General features: G+C 41.5%; 14 protein-coding genes. 8 read left to right on the top strand and 6 right to left on the bottom strand.

The window, feature by feature from the left end; translation table 11 throughout:
* The first annotated feature begins 113 nt into the window (after positions 1–113).
* Positions 114–1,118, top strand: a complete 1,005-nt coding sequence (gene xylF / locus EHS13_RS06340; RefSeq protein WP_405083571.1) for a D-xylose ABC transporter substrate-binding protein — start codon at positions 114–116, stop codon at positions 1,116–1,118.
* 174 nt (positions 1,119–1,292) lie between these two features.
* Here xylF and EHS13_RS37710 read toward each other — a convergent pair whose 3' ends face one another.
* Positions 1,293–1,748: a hypothetical protein gene (locus EHS13_RS37710; RefSeq protein ID WP_319633420.1), complete on the bottom strand. Its 456-nt coding sequence runs from the start codon at positions 1,746–1,748 to the stop codon at positions 1,293–1,295.
* 188 nt (positions 1,749–1,936) lie between these two features.
* On the opposite strand from EHS13_RS37710, the gene EHS13_RS06350 reads away from it, so the two are divergent.
* From EHS13_RS06350 to EHS13_RS06360, 3 genes are all read left to right on the top strand, one after another.
* Entirely contained in the window at positions 1,937–3,004 is a 1,068-nt protein-coding gene (locus tag EHS13_RS06350) for a sugar ABC transporter substrate-binding protein (RefSeq protein ID WP_405083573.1), read from the top strand.
* A 105-nt stretch (positions 3,005–3,109) separates the two neighbouring features.
* Entirely contained in the window at positions 3,110–4,630 is a 1,521-nt protein-coding gene (locus tag EHS13_RS06355) for a sugar ABC transporter ATP-binding protein (RefSeq protein ID WP_155705243.1), read from the top strand.
* 11 nt (positions 4,631–4,641) lie between these two features.
* Positions 4,642–5,817, top strand: a complete 1,176-nt coding sequence (locus EHS13_RS06360) for a sugar ABC transporter permease (RefSeq protein ID WP_155699535.1) — start codon at positions 4,642–4,644, stop codon at positions 5,815–5,817.
* Between the two features lie 65 nt (positions 5,818–5,882).
* Here the strand turns inward: EHS13_RS06360 and EHS13_RS06365 are convergent, their stop codons facing one another.
* The 3 genes from EHS13_RS06365 to EHS13_RS06375 are packed head-to-tail and all read right to left on the bottom strand — an operon-like array spanning position 5,883 to position 10,709.
* Entirely contained in the window at positions 5,883–7,469 is a 1,587-nt protein-coding gene (locus tag EHS13_RS06365; protein ID WP_162462982.1) for an extracellular solute-binding protein, read from the bottom strand.
* An 11-nt stretch (positions 7,470–7,480) separates the two neighbouring features.
* Entirely contained in the window at positions 7,481–8,899 is a 1,419-nt protein-coding gene (locus tag EHS13_RS06370) for a response regulator transcription factor (protein ID WP_155699537.1), read from the bottom strand.
* Positions 8,892–10,709: a sensor histidine kinase gene (locus tag EHS13_RS06375; RefSeq protein WP_155699538.1), complete on the bottom strand. Its 1,818-nt coding sequence runs from the start codon at positions 10,707–10,709 to the stop codon at positions 8,892–8,894. The genes EHS13_RS06370 and EHS13_RS06375 overlap by 8 nt, the downstream gene beginning before the upstream one ends.
* Before the next feature lie 210 nt (positions 10,710–10,919).
* Here EHS13_RS06375 and EHS13_RS06380 point away from each other — a divergent pair, with 210 nt between their 5' ends.
* The 4 genes from EHS13_RS06380 to EHS13_RS06395 all read left to right on the top strand — a co-directional run bounded on the left by EHS13_RS06380 (position 10,920) and on the right by EHS13_RS06395 (position 16,271).
* Positions 10,920–12,344: an ABC transporter substrate-binding protein gene (locus EHS13_RS06380; RefSeq protein WP_155699539.1), complete on the top strand. Its 1,425-nt coding sequence runs from the start codon at positions 10,920–10,922 to the stop codon at positions 12,342–12,344.
* A 105-nt stretch (positions 12,345–12,449) separates the two neighbouring features.
* Positions 12,450–13,361 carry a carbohydrate ABC transporter permease gene (locus EHS13_RS06385; RefSeq protein WP_155699540.1) on the top strand — a complete coding sequence of 304 codons (912 nt, stop codon included), beginning with the start codon at positions 12,450–12,452 and terminating at the stop codon, positions 13,359–13,361.
* Positions 13,362–13,373: 12 nt separating this feature from the next.
* Entirely contained in the window at positions 13,374–14,219 is an 846-nt protein-coding gene (locus tag EHS13_RS06390; protein ID WP_155699541.1) for a carbohydrate ABC transporter permease, read from the top strand.
* A gap of 24 nt (positions 14,220–14,243) precedes the next feature.
* Positions 14,244–16,271 carry a DUF5107 domain-containing protein gene (locus tag EHS13_RS06395; protein WP_227013998.1) on the top strand — a complete coding sequence of 676 codons (2,028 nt, stop codon included), beginning with the start codon at positions 14,244–14,246 and terminating at the stop codon, positions 16,269–16,271.
* Between the two features lie 153 nt (positions 16,272–16,424).
* On the opposite strand, the gene EHS13_RS06400 is transcribed toward EHS13_RS06395, so the two are convergent.
* Entirely contained in the window at positions 16,425–17,270 is an 846-nt protein-coding gene (locus tag EHS13_RS06400) for an AraC family transcriptional regulator (RefSeq protein WP_155699543.1), read from the bottom strand.
* Positions 17,271–17,315: 45 nt separating this feature from the next.
* Positions 17,316–18,098 (bottom strand): phytanoyl-CoA dioxygenase family protein, encoded by a 783-nt coding sequence (locus tag EHS13_RS06405; RefSeq protein WP_155699544.1) that lies wholly within the window; start codon positions 18,096–18,098, stop codon positions 17,316–17,318.
* Positions 18,099–18,161: the final 63 nt, after the last annotated feature.

Here is an 18,161-nt window from a genome sequence, read left to right on the forward strand (position 1 = left end):
CGAGACCAATGAAGGTGGTTTTTATCCAAATTAGGCTGATCCTGCTTATGCTGGCCTTAATCGGAGGCGTTTCGGCTTGCAAAGGGGATGGAGAAGTGGCTGGTACGCAGCAGATGACTCCATCTAAGCAGCCTGCAATCGAAGATTCTGATGGTAGCACAACACCTTTTAAGAATAAGATTAAAATTGGCTTCTCCATGGATACCTTAAAAGAGGAACGTTGGCAGAAGGACAAAGATCTGTTTAAGAAGGCTGTGGAGTCGTTAGGTGCAGAAGTGGAGATTATGGCGGCTAATGGTGATGACGCTGTACAAATTATGCAAGCTGAAACTTTGATTAGTCATGGTATCGACCTCCTTGTTGTTGTTCCCCATAACGCTGAAGCAGTTGCGTCGATCGTTAAGAAGGCTCATTCGGCTGGCATTAAGGTGCTGGCTTACGATCGACTCGTTAAAAACGCGGATGTCGATTTATATGTTTCCTTCGATAATGAGCAAGTAGGGGAAATGCAAGCAAAAGCAATCACACGATTGGTTCCCAAAGGGAAATATGTGTATATCGGTGGCGCTGATACAGATAATAATGCCCATTTATTCAAAAAAGGCGTGTTCAACGTGCTTCAACCTTTGATCGACAAAGGGGATATTACGGTTGTATATGATCAGTGGACTAAGGACTGGACTCCCGCTAATGCACTAGCGAACATGCAAGCTGCACTTAAGGCTAACAACAATCAGATTGATGCGGTCATTGCTGCGAATGACGCAACAGCGGGCGGTGTCATTCAGGCGCTTACGGCACAAGGAATAGCAGGGGAAATTCCAGTCTCTGGGCAAGATGCTGAGCTTGCTGCTGCACAGCGGATTGTTGAAGGTACACAAACCATGACTGTTTATAAGCCGATCAAATTGTTAACTGAAAAAGTAGCGGAGCTTGCGGTCAAGCTGGCAAGGGGTGAAGAAACTGGCGCAGACAGGAAAGTGAACAACGGCAAGATTGAAGTGCCATCTGTCCTGCTCCCGCCGATCACCGTAGACAAGCTCAATATTGACGATACCATCATCGCTGATGGCTTTCATTCCAGAGAAGACGTTTATAAGAATGTTAAAAATAAATAGTTTTGACTATCTAATCGTCAGGGTAAATCCTCTGGCGATTATTTTTTTATGGAGCTAAATCGCTAAAATGAGTTGTATAACAAAAAATGCTAGGTAAAACAAATTAAGGAATATAGTTTTTAAATCATGCTGCAGCAAGTCGTGTAGAATTTGAAGTCAGGCTGTACACCAATCCTAATAGATTAGGAGTTCGTTACGAAAGCGATATTCGAAATCACGGCACAAACGAATATTCTGTCCATTAACGCTTCCATTGAGGCTGCGAGAGCTGGGGTGCATGGCAAAGGATTCGCGGTTGTTGCGAATGAAGTGAGAAATCTTACGGAGCAAGGGAAAAAGTCGGCTAAACACATTCAAGAGACCATATCTGTTATCCTGGCCCAAACGCATAATCTTGTAAATGTGGTAAATAATACGAATATGGTTAATTACAATCAGAAAAATGCCGTATCCCAAATAAGTAGTTGTTTCCTCAATCGAGAATATCTCGGCTGTTTCCGAGCAAACGACTGCTTCGACGGATGAGATCGCCTCCTCTGTAGAAGTACAAACAGATTCGATTAAGGAAGTCTCCAAACATGCGAACCGTCTGGTTGATCTGATTGCAGAGCTGAAAGACGCTGTATCCAAGTTTAAGGTGGAGGATTAGTTTAAAAAAGATTAAAAAAGTATAGACGGTAATAAAAGAGTGCTATTGTATTGCGCTTTCATGAGCCTATTTCGGTGATATAGTAAGCCTGTAAGTAAATAAAGCGAATTTGAGAGGGGTATTTAAAGTGAAAAAAGGATTAAAAACAATTTCTCTAATACTTGTTATTATGTTGTTAGCTACGATGGTTGCAGCATGCAGCAAAAAAGAAGGCGAAAGTAGTAAACTCAGTGTAGGTATCGTATTGCCAACCAAAGATGAGCCGAGATGGGTACAGGACGAACAAAGATTCAAAGATGCGCTGTCCGGTTCAAAATATACGACTGAAATTTTGTTCAGCCAAGGTTCTTCCGCTAAAGAAAAAGAAAACGTTGAAACATTGATTAGCAAAGGAATCCAAGTTCTAATTATCTGCCCTCAAGATGGCGATGCAGCAGCAGGCGCAGTAGAAGCAGCTAAAAAAGAAGGCATTAAGGTAATTTCCTACGATAGACTTATTACGAGTACAGATGCAGTAGATTATTATGTTACGTTTGACAGTGTTGCAGTAGGTGCAGCTCAAGCTAAATATCTGGTTGATCATGCAAAAGGTGCTGGTGAACCATTATACTTATACGCTGGTGGTGCAGGAGACAATAATGCTTTCTTGTTCTTCGAAGGCGCATGGAAAGTGCTTCAACCTAAAATCAAAGACGGAACGTTCAAAATCGCTAACTCCAGCGAAGCTATTGCTTTGAAGGATAGCGCTGAGCTTTCCCATGAACAATTAGCTAAAATTATCGGTCAAGTTACAACAAACTGGGATGCAAACGATGCGAAAAATAAAGCTCAAACGCATTTGACAGCTGCAGCTGCAGATATGAAGGGCGATGTAGCCATCCTTGCACCAAATGATGGTACTGCTCGTTCAATTGCAGATGTATTCTCATCCGATAAAGCCGTTACAAGCTTTGTAGTAACAGGTCAAGATGCTGAGAAAGCGTCCGTTCAATACATCCTCGATAGCAAACAATCGATGACCGTGTTCAAGGATGTTCGTACACTTGTTAAAGATGCTATGGGAATGGCGGTATCCATCCTTGATGGTAAGTCACCTGAAACAACTGGTGAATACGACAATAAGAAGATCAAAGTAAAAGCTAAACAAACAGACGTTATCGTTGTAGAAAAAGCCAACGTGAAGAAAGAGCTTGTTGATTCAGGCTATTATAAAGCAGAAGATTTCACAGGATTGTAAGAGATTCTGTATTAGAAAATCATCATAGTCAGGACGGAATAGTGATAGATACGTCTATCACTATTCTGCAATTGTAATAGCTGTTTGGTTAAGGAGGTCATAACAATTAGCGAATATATACTTGAAATGGAAAAGATTTTTAAAGAATTTACTGGTGTCAAAGCACTTACCGATGTCAATTTCAAAGTGAAAAAAGCCGAAATTCACTGCTTGATCGGTGAGAATGGGGCAGGAAAATCCACGTTGATGAAAGTGCTCAGCGGTGTTTATCCTCACGGTACCTATGATGGCGATATTGTGTTCGAGAATAAAGTGCAGGAGTTTCATCATATCAGCGATAGTGTGAAGACAGGCATCGCAATTATTTACCAGGAGCTTGCATTATTCCCGGATCTTACGGTATACGAGAATATTTTTGCAGGCAATGAAGTGAAGCGTGGTGCATTCGTCGACTGGAATCAGACAATCGTCAAGGCTAAGCAAATGCTGCAAAAGGTTAAGCTCAACATTAATCCAGAAACCTTGGTTAAAGATTTAAGTGTAGGTAAACAGCAGTTAGTGGAAATCGCCAAAGCGTTAAGCAAAGAAGTAAAGCTGCTTATTCTCGACGAACCGACGGCAGCACTTAACGAAAACGACAGTGCAAACCTGTTGGAGCTGATGCGCGATCTTAAGAAACAAGGTATCACCTGCATTATGATTTCACACAAGCTGAAGGAAGTTATTTCGATCGCCGATAAAGCAACTATTCTCCGTGATGGCCGGACCATCTGTACCTTGGATGCTTCCAAAGGGGAAATTTCAGAAAGCGTCATTATCAAGAATATGGTTGGTCGTGAAATTGATGATATTTATCCGAAGCGAGCAAACAAAACGTTTGGCAATAAAGTGCTTGAAGTAGCTAATTGGTCTGCTTATGATCAGGGGTTAGGTCGAAATCTCGTAAAGAATGTAGATATGCACGTTAAAAAAGGCGAAATTGTCGGGATAGCCGGCTTAATGGGCTCAGGACGAACGGAGCTGGCATTAAGCATCTTCGGGAATCCGAAGTCTTATAAACTGCAAGGTGAGTTAAAGCTAGAGGGTATTCCACGGAAATTCACTCATACAAGCGATGCGATTCGTGCAGGTATTGCTTATGTTACTGAGGATCGCAAGGGTGATGGGCTGTTTCTGACTCAAGATATTAAGAGTAATATAACGACAGCAAATCTTAAGGGTATCTCTAAGAATGGCATTATCAACGATAACGAAGAGGTTAAAATCGCAAATGTTTATAAAAATTCTTTGAATGTGAAAGCACCATCTGTAGAACAAATCGTCGGTAATTTGAGCGGTGGAAATCAACAGAAAGTATCATTAGGCAAGTGGTTGTTCGTCGGGCCAAAGCTGCTGATCTTGGATGAACCAACTCGTGGAATCGACGTAGGAGCTAAATTCGAAATATACACGATTATGAATAAGTTAATTAGTGAAGGCATGAGCATCATCATGATTTCATCCGAGCTAGGTGAAGTACTAGGGATGAGTGATCGGATCTATGTCATGGCGGAAGGCAAAATCAAAGGCGAGTTGTCGAAGGATCAAGCTGACCAAGAAAAAATTATGCAACTTGCTACACAATAGGAGGAACAATTTTGAATTTCTATAATGAAGTGAAGTCGTTAGTCAAAGTAAATATCCGTGACTATGGCATGTACATTGCCTTGTTCTTCATCATGCTTACCTTCTCTATTATGACGGATGGACTGTTTATGTCTTCCCGTAATATCAGCAATTTATTGGATGCTACAGGATACATTGCCGTATTAGCAGTTGGGATGACACTGGTTATTGTAATTCGTCACATTGATTTATCAGTCGGTTTTGCAGCTGGGTTTCTCGGTGCGATTACCGCGATTCTCCTGACAAAAGCTGGCGTACCTTTTTATATAACTATTCCGATTATACTTGTACTTGGGATTGTGGTTGGGTTGTTTAATGGTGTATTAGTCGCCAGATTCGGAATTCCTTCTTTTGTTGCCTCATTGGCGGGTATGCTCATATTCAGGGGTGCACTGCTTCAAGTGACGGAGAAAACCGGAACCATTATCATCGATGACGATCACTTTAACGCAATCGGCAATGGGTTTATTCCTTCCATTATCGAAGTTAACGGTTTGCATTTGCTCTCGTTAATTTTGGGCTTATTGTGTATTGGGTTGTACATCTATAGTGAATTTTCCAACCGTGCAAGTAAGCTTAAGTATCAATTTGAAGTTGTTTCCAACAAAGTTTTCACGTTGAAATTGGTGTTCGTTTCAGCTATCATCGCTTATATTACCTGGATCCTAGCAGGGTATAACGGCTTCTCTTGGACAGTAGTAATTATGCTGGTTGTTGTTGCGGCTTATCATTTTCTCACATCTAATACGGTGCTTGGCAGACATATTTATGCTGTGGGCAGTAATCCAGAGGCAGCGCATCTTAGTGGAATTAGCGTTAAGAAAATTACGTACATTGTGTTCGGTTCGATGGGCATGCTCTCGGCACTTTCGGGGATACTGTTCACTGCTCGTCTACAATCGGCTACGACAACTGCTGGTACATTGTTCGAGCTTGATGCGATTGCAGCCGCGTATGTTGGCGGTGTATCCGCTGCTGGTGGGGTCGGTAAAGTAACGGGGGCTGTTATCGGAGCGATCGTTATGGCTTCCTTAACCAGTGGAATGAACCTAATGGGAGTCGGAATTTCCTACCAGTACATGATTCGCGGAGCTATATTGGCCTTAGCTGTTATCTTCGACGTCATGACGCGTAAGAAACGTGGCTAAATAATAAATAGTAAATAAAAGAAGAGCAGACTGGAACATGATTTTTATGTTCTAGTCTGCTCTTTTTATTCAATTCCCATTTCTTTAGCCCTGGCATTCACTTCGGCAATCATCTTATCTAATCCTTTGGCTTTATAACCGTCGATGATTTCTTGCCATATCACTTCTACGGGCTTACTGCTTAGCATCACCTTAACCATATCATCATTGTCATAAATCGAGAAGCCGTCTTTGGTGGGAGTGGACAGATAGGTTAGTCTTCTGTCAAAGGTCTGTTTGGTTGTTGTTTTCATCGAGAAGTCGATCAGCTCTTGCAGGGCTTGGTGTCCTTCAGCGGAAACATTGGTATAAGCAGGATTAAGCTTAAACATGCCATCCCAATCCAGCAGATTAAACATGGTATAAATGGATGGGTACTTCGTAAACAAATCGATATCAGGATGGAGCGCGGTAATGGTATCCCCGCTTTTTGTATAATCGGTACCTTGCAAGCCAAAACGTTTCATTTCTAGAAACTCAGGTGTATTCAGATAATCGAACAACTGAAGGATGCGGTCCATTTTCTTGTCATCGACTTTGGCTGAGATATAACTCTCTGACCAGAAGGAGTTAAAAACAGCATGATATCTGTTTCCGTCCAAAGATTTTAGCGGCTTTAATAATTTTATTTTATCGTAAAATGTTTTATCGTCAGGGTGCAGCTCTAGCCACCTGTTTTTATAAATATTCCGATCAACCGACCGAGTTCCATCCGAGGTTATGAAAGCAGCGACCTTGCCTTGAGCGAATTTATCAAAGCTAACTTCACCTTTAGTTGAAGGCAAATCTGGATCAATTAACCCTGAGGTATAGAAATCTCTAAGCAATCGCAAGGAGGCAATAGAGTTTTTCGAGAAAACGGCAGGAATGAACTTGTCATCCTCCTTAATCCATTTGAAATCACTTCCGCTGCCATCACTTGTAGCTGCTGGGGAGCCGTATAGCCAGAATAATCCGCCAAGCAATAAGGTGCTGCTGCTCAAGCCATCAATTTTTGTGTGTTCAGGGTCTTTATCGACAATAGCCTTTAACATGATTCTGAACTCATTCCAGGTTTCAGGTTCTTTAGTGATGCCTGCTTTCTGAGCCAGATCCCAGCGATAGGCGACAACTCTATCCAAGACATTATAATCCGTATTGTCGTAGGTTTTACGTGGAATGGAGTAGAGCTTGCCATTTTCTTTGAGGTCTTGAATCTCTAGATTAGATAAGTAGCTTTCTAGATGGGGGTAGGCATCGAGATTCTCAGGAACGGATTTAATAACACCCTGAGATATCCAGTTTCGATAATATTGCGTTCCTAGAGCATCCACAGCGAAGATGTCGGGAAGCTGATCGGACGAAGCCCACATTTGGAGCAGCTGGACATAGTCAGACGACATAATTTCTATTGGTTTAATTTTGATATTTAATTTCTGCTCTAATTTCTTGAGCAGGGGATCAGAGTCGACAATATTCTGTGTAAGATCCCAGATCGCAACAGATATTTCCATTGGCTCATCTTGGGTAGAGGATGAGGATGGTTCACTGACCGTTTTATTGCATCCAGCTCCAAGGGAAACAACTAATCCAAGGATGATGCTTAACGTCAAAAGCTGCCTCAGTCGTATCATGTTCATTCCTCCTATTGTTTAAATTGCCGTGGAGTATGGTTCGTATATTTCTTAAATAGTCTAATAAAGTAAAAGTAATCTCTGAACCCGATTTGCTCGGCTATTTCGCTAATAGATAGGGAGGTTGTTTGGAGTAAGCTTTTTGCTTGCTCCAAGCGCAGCTTGGTCAGGTATTCGGTGAAGGTTACTTGTAATTCCTTAGTGAAAAGCTGACTGAGATAGTTGGGATTTAAGTAAAAATTCTTGGAGATGCTTTGGATGGAGATATCATTTCGATAATTCTCATTCATATATTTAATGATTTCTTTTAAATTGGCGTTTTTCGTTCTGTGCTCTGTTTGGTGTAGGGCTTGTGAGTTCGTGCCTTTAATAGCTTGCTTCATATTGGCAACCATAGCTTCAAAGCTCAGATATAGGTAATATAGCTGTTCTTTGCTGAATACATACTCATCCGAAGTTACTTGAGTTTGATCGTCATTAGTATGGAAATAGACACTGTTATAAATTTTTAAGGCATGGAAAATGGTCAAGCAGCTTTTATTATCCGCGAGAAGCAACTCGTCTAGAAGCTTTCTCACTAGCACGATATCTTTCATTATAACTGCTTTTTCAAGCTGTTTTACGAGCTGATTGGCTTTGATTTCTAGGGATCGATCATTTTCAATAAAATAATCGGCTTGACCTACAATAAAGAATTTCCAAGCTTTTGTAGTCGCGATATCGATGCTTTTAGTGATATTTTCCAGAGAACGTGTTGTTTGCTGAATCCCTATTCCCTTAATTCCTGCTGGGATATTCGTGCCAATAAACCTGGCATAGGAGGAGTCATCTTGAAACTGTACAATATAACTAAAGCTGGCACTTCCCGAATTAATTCTTAAATAGCGGTCACCCTGACTAAAAGGCAAGCACCCTTTACCAATCGAAACTAAGACATATAACGTTTCTGTATTAAGCTCTTCATCCAACAAAATAGCATCGAATGCAGCCTGGGTTGTTATGGAAGGTGTCTCTTGGAATAATTCCAGTAAATGATATTCATGCTTTTGCTTTTGTTCATCTAATAGTTTAGTTGCCTTTTTAAGCAGCAGATTAATCTCATCATCATCAAAGGGCTTTAAACAGTAGCCTAGAACCCCAAATTTTAAAGATTGCTGAACATATGTAAACTCGGCAAACCCACTAATTACAATAAACTGGATATGGGGATCCAGCTCTTGAATTTGCTTGATTAATTCCAGCCCTGAGATACCAGGCATCCGAATATCTGTAAAAACGATATGTGGTTTGAGACTCGCTACCAATTGCAAAGCTTGAGCGCCATTATTAGCTTTTCCTACTACTGTAAAACCGGATTTTGCCCAATCTACACCTGCTTCAAGGCTTTTTAACACCAAATTCTCATCGTCCACCAGCAGCACTCTATACATCTGTGGTTCCTCCTAATTGCATGATGTTAGTGGGCATAGTAAGCGTTATACAGGTTCCGATTCCAAGCTCGCTTTCGAAGGTTAATCCATGCCCCAGACCATAAGCCAAACGAAGTCTATTATTTACGTTAAAAATACCAATACTATCATTGTAGGTTATGTAACCGTCTCTATTAGCGGCGAGCGAAGTACCTTCAAGCAGCTTGTTTTTAATTTCCTGCAATTTATGTGATTCAACACCAATTCCATCGTCCCTGATTTGGATAATCAGCGTATCCCCAGCAACAATTTCCCCTTGGATGATTAACATCCCTTTTGAAGTTTTGGGCTCAAGCCCATGGAATATGGCATTCTCGACTAATGGCTGCAGAATCATTTTCATAACGGGCAGCAGCAGAGCTTCTTCGGTGAAGCTGTATCTGACATCGAATCGCTCTTCGAAACGAATATGCTGGAGGAATACATAGTTTTTAATCGCGGTTAATTCTTGATCAAGGGTAACAAATCCAGAGCCTTTGATGCTGTAATGAAATAATTTCCCTAGTGCATTGGTCATTGCGACAATTTTACTATTGCCTTCCTCGTAAGCAACTCCCTTGATAGATTCCAGTGTATTGTATAGAAAATGAGGGTTAATCTGGCTGCGAAGAAAGGCGGATGCCGACTTTTCCTTCTCAATCTCAGCTTCATAGAGGTTAGTGGTTGTATCGACAAGCTGATTAGTTAATAAGTTGATTTCACCCAGCATCCCATTTAATTTTTCGGCAACGACCTTCATCTCGATATTTCCTTCAAGCTGGAGCTTCATCGTTAAATCATTGAGATTACCGGCTTTAATGCGATTCATGAATTTCACCAGCATCTGAATCGGAGAGAGAATGTTATTCGCAATTACTGCAAACGGCAGAGCCATTAGGAGCAGCGCAATCAGAATAATCATAATACTGCGGCTGCGAACAGTTGAAAGCTCGGATAAGAGGACTTTTTCCGGCACGAAGCTGAGAATAGTCGCTTTAATTTGGGTTATTTGCTCAATTTGCACAGCTCCTTGGACCCCGCCGATGGTGCCGCTTAGCTTCTGATCGGGTTTATAATCTTTGCTGAGCGTACTGATGTTTTTAGTTATATCAGGTGTGTTGCTATCCGGGAATACATGGCCATATCGATCAATTAAATAAAAGCCTACACTTTCTTCCGTATTGGCTAGATCTTTATTAAAGAACATCGAGTTTACGTTGACAATCACAGCGATTTCGCCAATTCGGATACCATCCTTCATGGTATTCAACCCGTTTGAGAACAAATTCTGCGCAAAAACAATGTAGTCTCCCTTATTGCCGCTATAGAAAAACTTCTCAATGCCGCTTACATAAACATTATTATGATGATTGATTTCATTTTCGAGATGTTGAATATTTCCGACGCCGCCATTTAAGCTATACCTCGTACCATTAGCTCCAATCAGGATAATATCATCTATGCCTTTGCGGCCAGCCTTTAGTGAGATGATCTTCCGATCCAATTCCTTAGACAAATCATAAGCAGCCACGTTATCGGTTTGCGTTAAAAAATTCTGCGTAGTAGGGTCGAAACCAAGGTTGAGCATGATCTGGCTAACTTCTTCGTAATTCTGAGTGGTAGCTTTAGTAAACTTATGTATGATGTCTTCCGAATATTGATTATTATCCTTGATTACTATGCCAGAGGTCTGGATGTACATGGAATAAATGATGGTTAACATAATGACAAGCAGGCAGGATAAAGCGATTAAAATTTGTGTTCGAATCTTCAGTTTTTTGAGAAAACCCATAGAGTAAACATCCCCTCACCTTCAAATATCATTATACAAAAGATTCGCTTGGAACAGGAGACTTCTCATTCAAATCCTAAGATTTATCCATTTATCCATAACTTGCTTACATACGTTCTTTTAATAATATTATTTATACTGAGTTCAGTATCCAAGGTGGCTTGTAAACGGCTGCATGCGATAACTCATTTATTAAAGGGGATTTCATCGATGAAGAGGAAACCAAAAGCAATCTTTACTTTATTGACCGTTTCCATGCTGGCATTATCATTACTAGCTGGCTGTGGAGGTAAAAGTGCAACGGAGACTACTAGTGCGCCTACGGCTGCTCCAACTGAAGCGGCGGCACCTGCAGAAACGCCTGCCCCTACAGCTGCGGCTACTGAAGCGCCAAAATCAACAGAGCTTGAAGGTAAAGTTGTTTTCTGGTCGATGTGGAGCAGCTCGGAACCACAATCCAAGGTGATTGATGCAGCCGTTGCCGAGTTTAAAGCAGCTAATCCTAAAGTGGAATTGGAAGTAAAGTTTACAGGGCGTGAGCTCGGCAAGTTAATTAAACCAGCTTTAGATGGTGGACAACAGGTCGATATTTGGGAAGGCGACCCTGAGAAATTAATTGGCAATTTAAAGGATCATGTGCTTAAGCTTGATGATTTAATAGCTCAACCAGCTATTGGAATGGATGGGAAATCCGTTAAGGATTCTATAATACCGAGCTTGATGGAATGGACCAAATCGCTTTCCACAGTAGCAGGAATTGAAGAAGGCTATTATGCGATTCCGCAACAGCCATTTGCTGTATTATTCTTCTACAATAAAGCACTCTATGAAGCCGCAGGAATTACCTCTGTACCTAAAACCTGGGAAGAATTCATCGCGGATGCTGAATTATTGAAGAAGTCCGGCGTTGCTCCAATCACATTTGATGATGCTTACCGAGATTTGTTTATTGGGGGCTATCTAGGCAGTGCAATGGGCAGTGACTGGGTTGATCAGCTGGTTAAAGATAAAACAGGTGAAATGTGGAAGGATCCAATCGTCCTGCAATTTGCTAAGGATATTCAGAATTTAACAGATAAAGGATACTTCTCGAAAAAGATTGCAGGCAGTAAATACCCAGCAGCTCAACAAGACCTCGTGTTAGGAAAATCTGCCGCTTACTTGAATGGTACGTGGTTGCCTAATGAAGTATCCGAAACAGCAGGTGCAGATTTTAAATGGGGATCCTACCAGTTCCCAACTGTAAGTAACGGCAATGACAAGGGTGGACAGCAAGGACTTAACTTTGGTGCACAAGCACTTCTAATTAATAAAGACAGCAAAAACGCTGCAGCAGCTTTCGAGCTTGTTAAATATCTGGTTGGTAAGAAGGCCCAAGAAAGCATGGTTAAAGATGCAGTTGCCATACCAGCAACAATAGACACGGCTTGGCCGGCACCATTAGCAGAAGCTGAAGTAGCCTTCAATAATGCCAAGGTTAATATGCCTTGGGGCTTCGGAATTGACAATGGCGGAGATTTCTCAGCTAATACGGTAATCCCAGTATTCATGGAATTGGTTACTGGCAAGCTTAAAGCAGAAGCTTATGTAGCTAAAATGGCAGATGAAGCGAAAAAATTCTACACAGGTAAGTAATCGGTTAATTTAGTTTAGCGGTCTATGTATAGCAGTCAATCAGATTGTTATACATAGATCATCATTTTTGGTCTGCATACGGATTTATAGCTCTGGAGGTATATTATGAGGATCAAAAAACCAATCATAGCGCTTTTCCTTGGACCCGCGGTAATCATCTATTTTGCGATTTTTTTCTACCCAACTCTTCGAACCGGATTAATGAGCTTCTATAATGTAGAAAGTATTTCTAGCCAGTTTTCGGAATGGAGTTTCATTGGTTTAGACAACTATGTGGATCTTATCCATAATTCTTATTTTACAGGCTCGGTGTGGAATGTTCTGAAAATATGGATTATCGGTGGAGCACTCGTTTTTTTCTTTGCTTTCTTATTTGCCGTTATTATTTCTTCTCAGGGAGTTCGTTGGAAAGCTTTTTGGCGTTCATTGATCTTCTTGCCTAATACGGTTTCCGCGGTTGTCTTATCGATCGTATGGCTGCAATATGTCTATAATTATGACTATGGATTTCTCGCGAAACTCTTTAAAATGGTTGGCTTGAACTCGCTTGCCGAAATTCAATGGACCGATGATATTCATTTGTTTATCTCTATGCTGTTGGCTTACTGCTTCGGTTGTATCGGTTATTTTATGCTGATCCTCAATGCGGGAATGGACCGAATCCCTCAGGATTATTATGAGGCTGCTTTATTGGAAGGGGCCAATGCTTTTGATAAATTCTTTAAAATAACCCTGCCACTGCTGCGAGATGTATTTCGGACTACCTTGGTGTTATGGACGATTACTTCAATTAACTTTTTTGTTTGGTCCGCGACATTTGGCTTAGCAGATCCCCATACGATGACACCGGGTTATTTTATGTATTTACGAGTATTTGGCAATTCAAGATCTGTTTATATGGATGATGCTTTCAATATTGGTTCTGGTGCTACAGTTGGGGTTTTAATCACCTTGGCGGTAATTGTTTTGTCCTCCTTAATCAACCTGTTTTTCCGTAAAGAACGTTTAGAATACTGAGGTGAAGGTGAAATGATGGAGAACAGAATTCTAAAAACGAGACTAAGTCTTTTACTCAGATACATTCCACTTATGGCCTGGCTTGGCTTTACGATCGTTATTTTTGGTTATGCCATTCTAGCTTCGCTGAGCACAACGCGAGAAATATTCTCTAATACCCTGTTGAAAAGCGGGATTCACTTCTCCAACTACATCGATTTATTCAAAAATCTCAATATGGGGCTATATTTTTTGAATAGCGTCATCTACACGGTTACAGCTTGTATCGGTATAATAGTTGTTGTAGCTCCTGCTGCTTATATATTAGGGAGAGTCCAATTTAGAGGGAAACGCTTGGTTAATTTAATGTTCCTCTCTGCGCTTTCATTACCAGGCTTATTGATTTCGATTCCGTTATTCTCGCTTTTTATTCAGCTTAAGCTGACGGGTTCAATAAGCACCTTAATCCTGATTTATGTGTTTACGAATGTCCCTTTTGGAGTGTTCTTATTAACTGGCTTTTTCTCCTCGATACCGAAGGAGCTAGAGGAATCAGCAGCAATAGACGGCTGTGGTCCCATTAAAGCCTTTATGAAAATCATCATGCCTATAGCGCAGCCCGGGTTAATTACCTTGTCGATATTCAACTTTATGGGCATCTGGAATGATTATTTCTTTGCGCTTATCTTTGCGAATGATCAGAAACATCACACCTTGGCTCTTGCGCTGCAGTCTATCGTTTATGGCTACACCAACACAGGTAATTATGCAGGTATTTTTGCCGCAGCTATGGTCGTGTTTATTCCTACCTTTATTCTCTATATATTTGTCTCGAGGAAGATTGTCGCAGGCATAACGGTTGGTTCGGTTAAAGGTTAATTTGGGGAAAAGAGAGTGAATGGGATGAAAGTAAGGATGTCTAGCTTGACGATTGAAGGAGCTCTTATAGAAGGCGAGAATCCGCTTCCAATGTTTAGAAGCAGGGATCATCACAGAGAGGTTTTTGTGAATGAGAATTATGTGGATGAGCATAAGCTGAATCTTGGTAACGACACTGGGGAGAGATACTTGCCTTATCGGATGCAGGATAGATATTCGAGGGCGCGGGAGATGTTGGAATTAAAGACCGTCGTACTTGAAAATGATCACTTGCAAGCTGTTTTCTTACCAGACTATGGCGGGCGTTTATATTCACTTAAGGACAAAAGAACCAATCGAGAGATTTTATATAAAAATCCTGTGTTTCAGCCTGCCAATCTAGCGATTCTAAATGCCTGGTTTTCAGGAGGGATTGAATGGAATATCGGTCATCTCGGGCATACGTATACAACCTGTTCTCCGCTTCATGCTGCTAAGCTTGTTGATGATGAAGGCAATGAATTTCTGAGAATGTACGAATATGAGCGTTGTAAGAATATTTTCTGGCAGCTTGATTTTCATTTGCCGCAAGGCTCGGAGCAGCTGCTGCTCTATGTGCGGATTGTTAACGACAACAACCATGCGGTTCCGATGTATTGGTGGACGAATATTGCCGTGGAGGAAACAACAGAATCGAGAGTTTTCTCCGATACCAAGGATGTGATTTATCATGATCCTGAGCTTAAAGGGTTTGGCACGGGACAGCTTCCCTATCTATCATCTGTTCCAGATACGGATGTTTCCTACCCGATGCGATTTCCTTATTCTAACGAGTATTTCTTTCAAACAGCTGAAAGCTGCAAATCGCCGTGGGAAGCGATTGTTTATGAGGATGGTAGAGTCTTCTATGAACGTTCAACGGCATTATTGAGGTATCGCAAAATGTTTTGTTGGGGCAATCATCAGGGGGGCAGACGTTGGTGTGACTTTCTCGCTAAACCTGGTGAAGGCAATTATATTGAACTGCAAGGCGGATTTGCGCCGACTCAGCTTCATGGACTAGAGATGCCAGCTCATACGATCTGGGATTTCACACAGATTTTTGGAGTTTCTGTGGTAGATACGAAGCTTGCCTATGATGAGAGCTGGGACCAAGCGCAAGGATATGTTGCTGCACATCTGAATGAGAAGCTGGATGAAGCTGAAGTTTATGCTTCTCATAATAAACTGCAAGCTTATGCTGACAAGCTGCCCGAGAGTATCTTACATAAGGGCTCAGGCTGGGGAGAGCTGGAGAGAATTCGCCGTGAACAAGCGGGGGAGCGGGATATTCCTCAAGGCATACTGTTTACTGATGAGAGTTTAGGTGCTGAGCAATTGCCGTGGATTGCGCTAATGCAGGAAGGGAGCTTGCCAGAAAGTGCTGTCGGGGATATTCCAGCTTCATGGATGGTGCAGAAAGAATGGACTCGGTTACTACAGATGAGCTTGAAGAATCCAGACAATCAAAACTGGGCTGCCTATATGCATTATGGTGTTATGCTCTATGAACAAGAGCTGGAAGCTGAGGCTGTGGATGCTTGGGAAACCTCGATAAAACTCCAACCATCGACTTGGGTATACAGGAATTTGGCAGAGGTAATGAAGCAACGAGGTCAGAGGGAAGAGGCTCTTGCCTGTCTGGAGCAGGCGTATAACCTCACTAATGGATTCCCAGATCGAGCGTTTGCCGAGGAGTATCTTAACCTGATTATGTTAGGCAAAGATTATAGCAAAGCTTGGGAGGTATACGAGTCGCTTTCTGTACAGGATGCGAGATGTGACCGTATTCAGATCATTGTCGGAAAAGCTGCACTCGAGTTAGGTAAATATGAGTTTGTGAACAGCCTTTTTAACAAAGAGTTTGCTGTGATTCGTGAAGGGGAAGTCTTAATTATTGAGCTATGGTTCAGCTATCAAGCTAGAAAACTAGCTGAATCGAGAAACACTTCAGTAACTCAACAATTGATCGAAGAGGCTAAAGTGATGTTCCCTCCTCCAGTAAATATTGATTTTAGAATGGTTGGAGCTTAGCTGATTAACTGCAGAAAAGAAGCCGAGAGAATTAATCTTGGCTTCTTTGTTTTTATAAACCAATCAGATCTCGCTTCGCAGTATCGAAAATCGACACTAAAATAAAATTCTTAACCTGTAGATCAATCGCAGGTGTGTCTCTTTCCTTTTTCCTTATAAATGACCGCGAAAAACATTAGGGGAATAGCCTGTTTTTTGTTTAAAGACACGAATAAAATGACTTAGGTTATTGAAGCCCGAGGCGTAACAAATCTCTGTGACAGATAGTAATCGACTGGCTTGCAGCAATGATTTGGCAAAATGGATTCTTAAATCCTGAAGATATTGCTGAAAGGTGATCGAAGTCATTTTTCTAAAGCATGTACTGAAATAATTGGGAACAAGCTGGGCTTGTCTAGCAACTTCTTCAAGTGTGATGTTTTCTCTGAAATGATGCTCTATATAAATCATTGCTTTACGAATGGAGGGCTGGATAAGAGGTTTATTAATTGAGATTTGAGCAACTGACAAAACCTGAATCGCACGAACCAGTTCAATCAATATCCGCTCAAGTGCTCCTTGAATCAGGCGATCCTGCCCGATCTGCTGCTGATTTTCTTCCGTTTGCATAAGCGTAAATTCCACTTCTAAACGCTTTGTTTCTGGCTCGGTGAAATCATAATAATGCTGCTGATCCTGCTCAAAGAGCATATTAATTAAGGGTTCGTCCAAGCGAATGCCAGAGAAAATCACATTATAAAAGAGGAGAGACTCCCCTGGAGTGACGTTTATTTCATGGAAATCAGCAGGTGTTAGGAGGAATAAGCTGCCTCTTCGGAGTGGAATGGATTTACCATTCAAGCCATGAGTGGCTGTACCCGCTATAACAAGCACCAACTCATAGAACTCATGCCAATGGAGCAGGCTGGTTTTAAATATCTCAAAATGATAAACACGTAGTGTAGCTTCGTTCGACATATAGTCTTCCAGCATCAAACGATCAGGTACTATTTGCTTCATTCCTCATCCACCCCGCTAGAATTGACTATATCTCAATTCTAATGCTCAACTCCAAAGTTCACAACCCTTAAAACGCATATGCTCGCCTTCGACATATTTTGGTTTTGGTAAATAATCATTTATCCCAGGGATTGCTTCCCCTCTCAGAAGAAAAGCGCAAGGCCAATTAGGTTTTGTAATGGTTGTTGAAGTAGGTATATAGCGAATGGTTAGCCCACAGCGGCGAAGCGGTGAGAGATTCGCTTCAGATCCATGGATGACATTGGGATGATGAACGGATACTCCGCCTGATTTAAGAATAATATCTACTGCTTTCGATTCATCCACCAGAGCAGGGTCCACCTCGGAATCTAGAACATTATCCACTAGCGTATTAACTCTCATTTCTTGCAGCTCCATGGTTTGAGTACCAGGGATGACGCGTAAACACCCATTTTCCTGCAAAGAATCATCTACAGCCAGCCACAAGGTGACTACTTTCATCGGATCCAACGGCCAATAGCTGCCATCTTGATGCCAGAGAACAGGCTTTCCATCAAAAGCAGGTTTACTAATATAATGGGCGGCGAACAGTGCAATATCGGGTCCGATGAATTGCTCGGCAATATTCAATAAGCGATCATCACTAAGCAGTCTAACCCAGAACGGATCGTTTTTAACCAAGGTATGCCCTAACATCTCGGGGCGTACGTTTGGATTTTTCATAATCAGCCATTCGATATGCGCTTTTGCTTCCTGCATTAAATCCTGATCCAGCACATTCTGAAATGCCACATATCCGTCGCGATCATAGTTTAATTTGGCGTTATTAAATTCCGTATTTTCCATGAAGTGCCTCCCAAGCTTTATTTATATTCAATATTTATTTTATAGTAAATTGGATGGAGGTTC

Source organism: Paenibacillus psychroresistens, assembly GCF_009728935.1.
Classification (GTDB): Bacteria; Bacillota; Bacilli; order Paenibacillales; family NBRC-103111; genus Paenibacillus_AC; species Paenibacillus_AC psychroresistens.

Coding starts and splice junctions, on each gene's coding strand:
- EHS13_RS06370 (WP_155699537.1), bottom strand. CDS start 8,899: ATGTATAGAGTGCTGCTGGTGGACGATGAGAATTTGGTGTTAAAAAGC.
- EHS13_RS06365 (WP_162462982.1), bottom strand. CDS start 7,469: ATGATACGACTGAGGCAGCTTTTGACGTTAAGCATCATCCTTGGATTA.
- EHS13_RS06385 (WP_155699540.1), top strand. CDS start 12,450: ATGAGGATCAAAAAACCAATCATAGCGCTTTTCCTTGGACCCGCGGTA.
- xylF (WP_405083571.1), top strand. CDS start 114: ATGACTCCATCTAAGCAGCCTGCAATCGAAGATTCTGATGGTAGCACA.
- EHS13_RS06405 (WP_155699544.1), bottom strand. CDS start 18,098: ATGGAAAATACGGAATTTAATAACGCCAAATTAAACTATGATCGCGAC.
- EHS13_RS06375 (WP_155699538.1), bottom strand. CDS start 10,709: ATGGGTTTTCTCAAAAAACTGAAGATTCGAACACAAATTTTAATCGCT.
- EHS13_RS06380 (WP_155699539.1), top strand. CDS start 10,920: ATGAAGAGGAAACCAAAAGCAATCTTTACTTTATTGACCGTTTCCATG.
- EHS13_RS06390 (WP_155699541.1), top strand. CDS start 13,374: ATGATGGAGAACAGAATTCTAAAAACGAGACTAAGTCTTTTACTCAGA.
- EHS13_RS06350 (WP_405083573.1), top strand. CDS start 1,937: ATGTTGTTAGCTACGATGGTTGCAGCATGCAGCAAAAAAGAAGGCGAA.
- EHS13_RS06400 (WP_155699543.1), bottom strand. CDS start 17,270: ATGAAGCAAATAGTACCTGATCGTTTGATGCTGGAAGACTATATGTCG.
- EHS13_RS06395 (WP_227013998.1), top strand. CDS start 14,244: ATGAAAGTAAGGATGTCTAGCTTGACGATTGAAGGAGCTCTTATAGAA.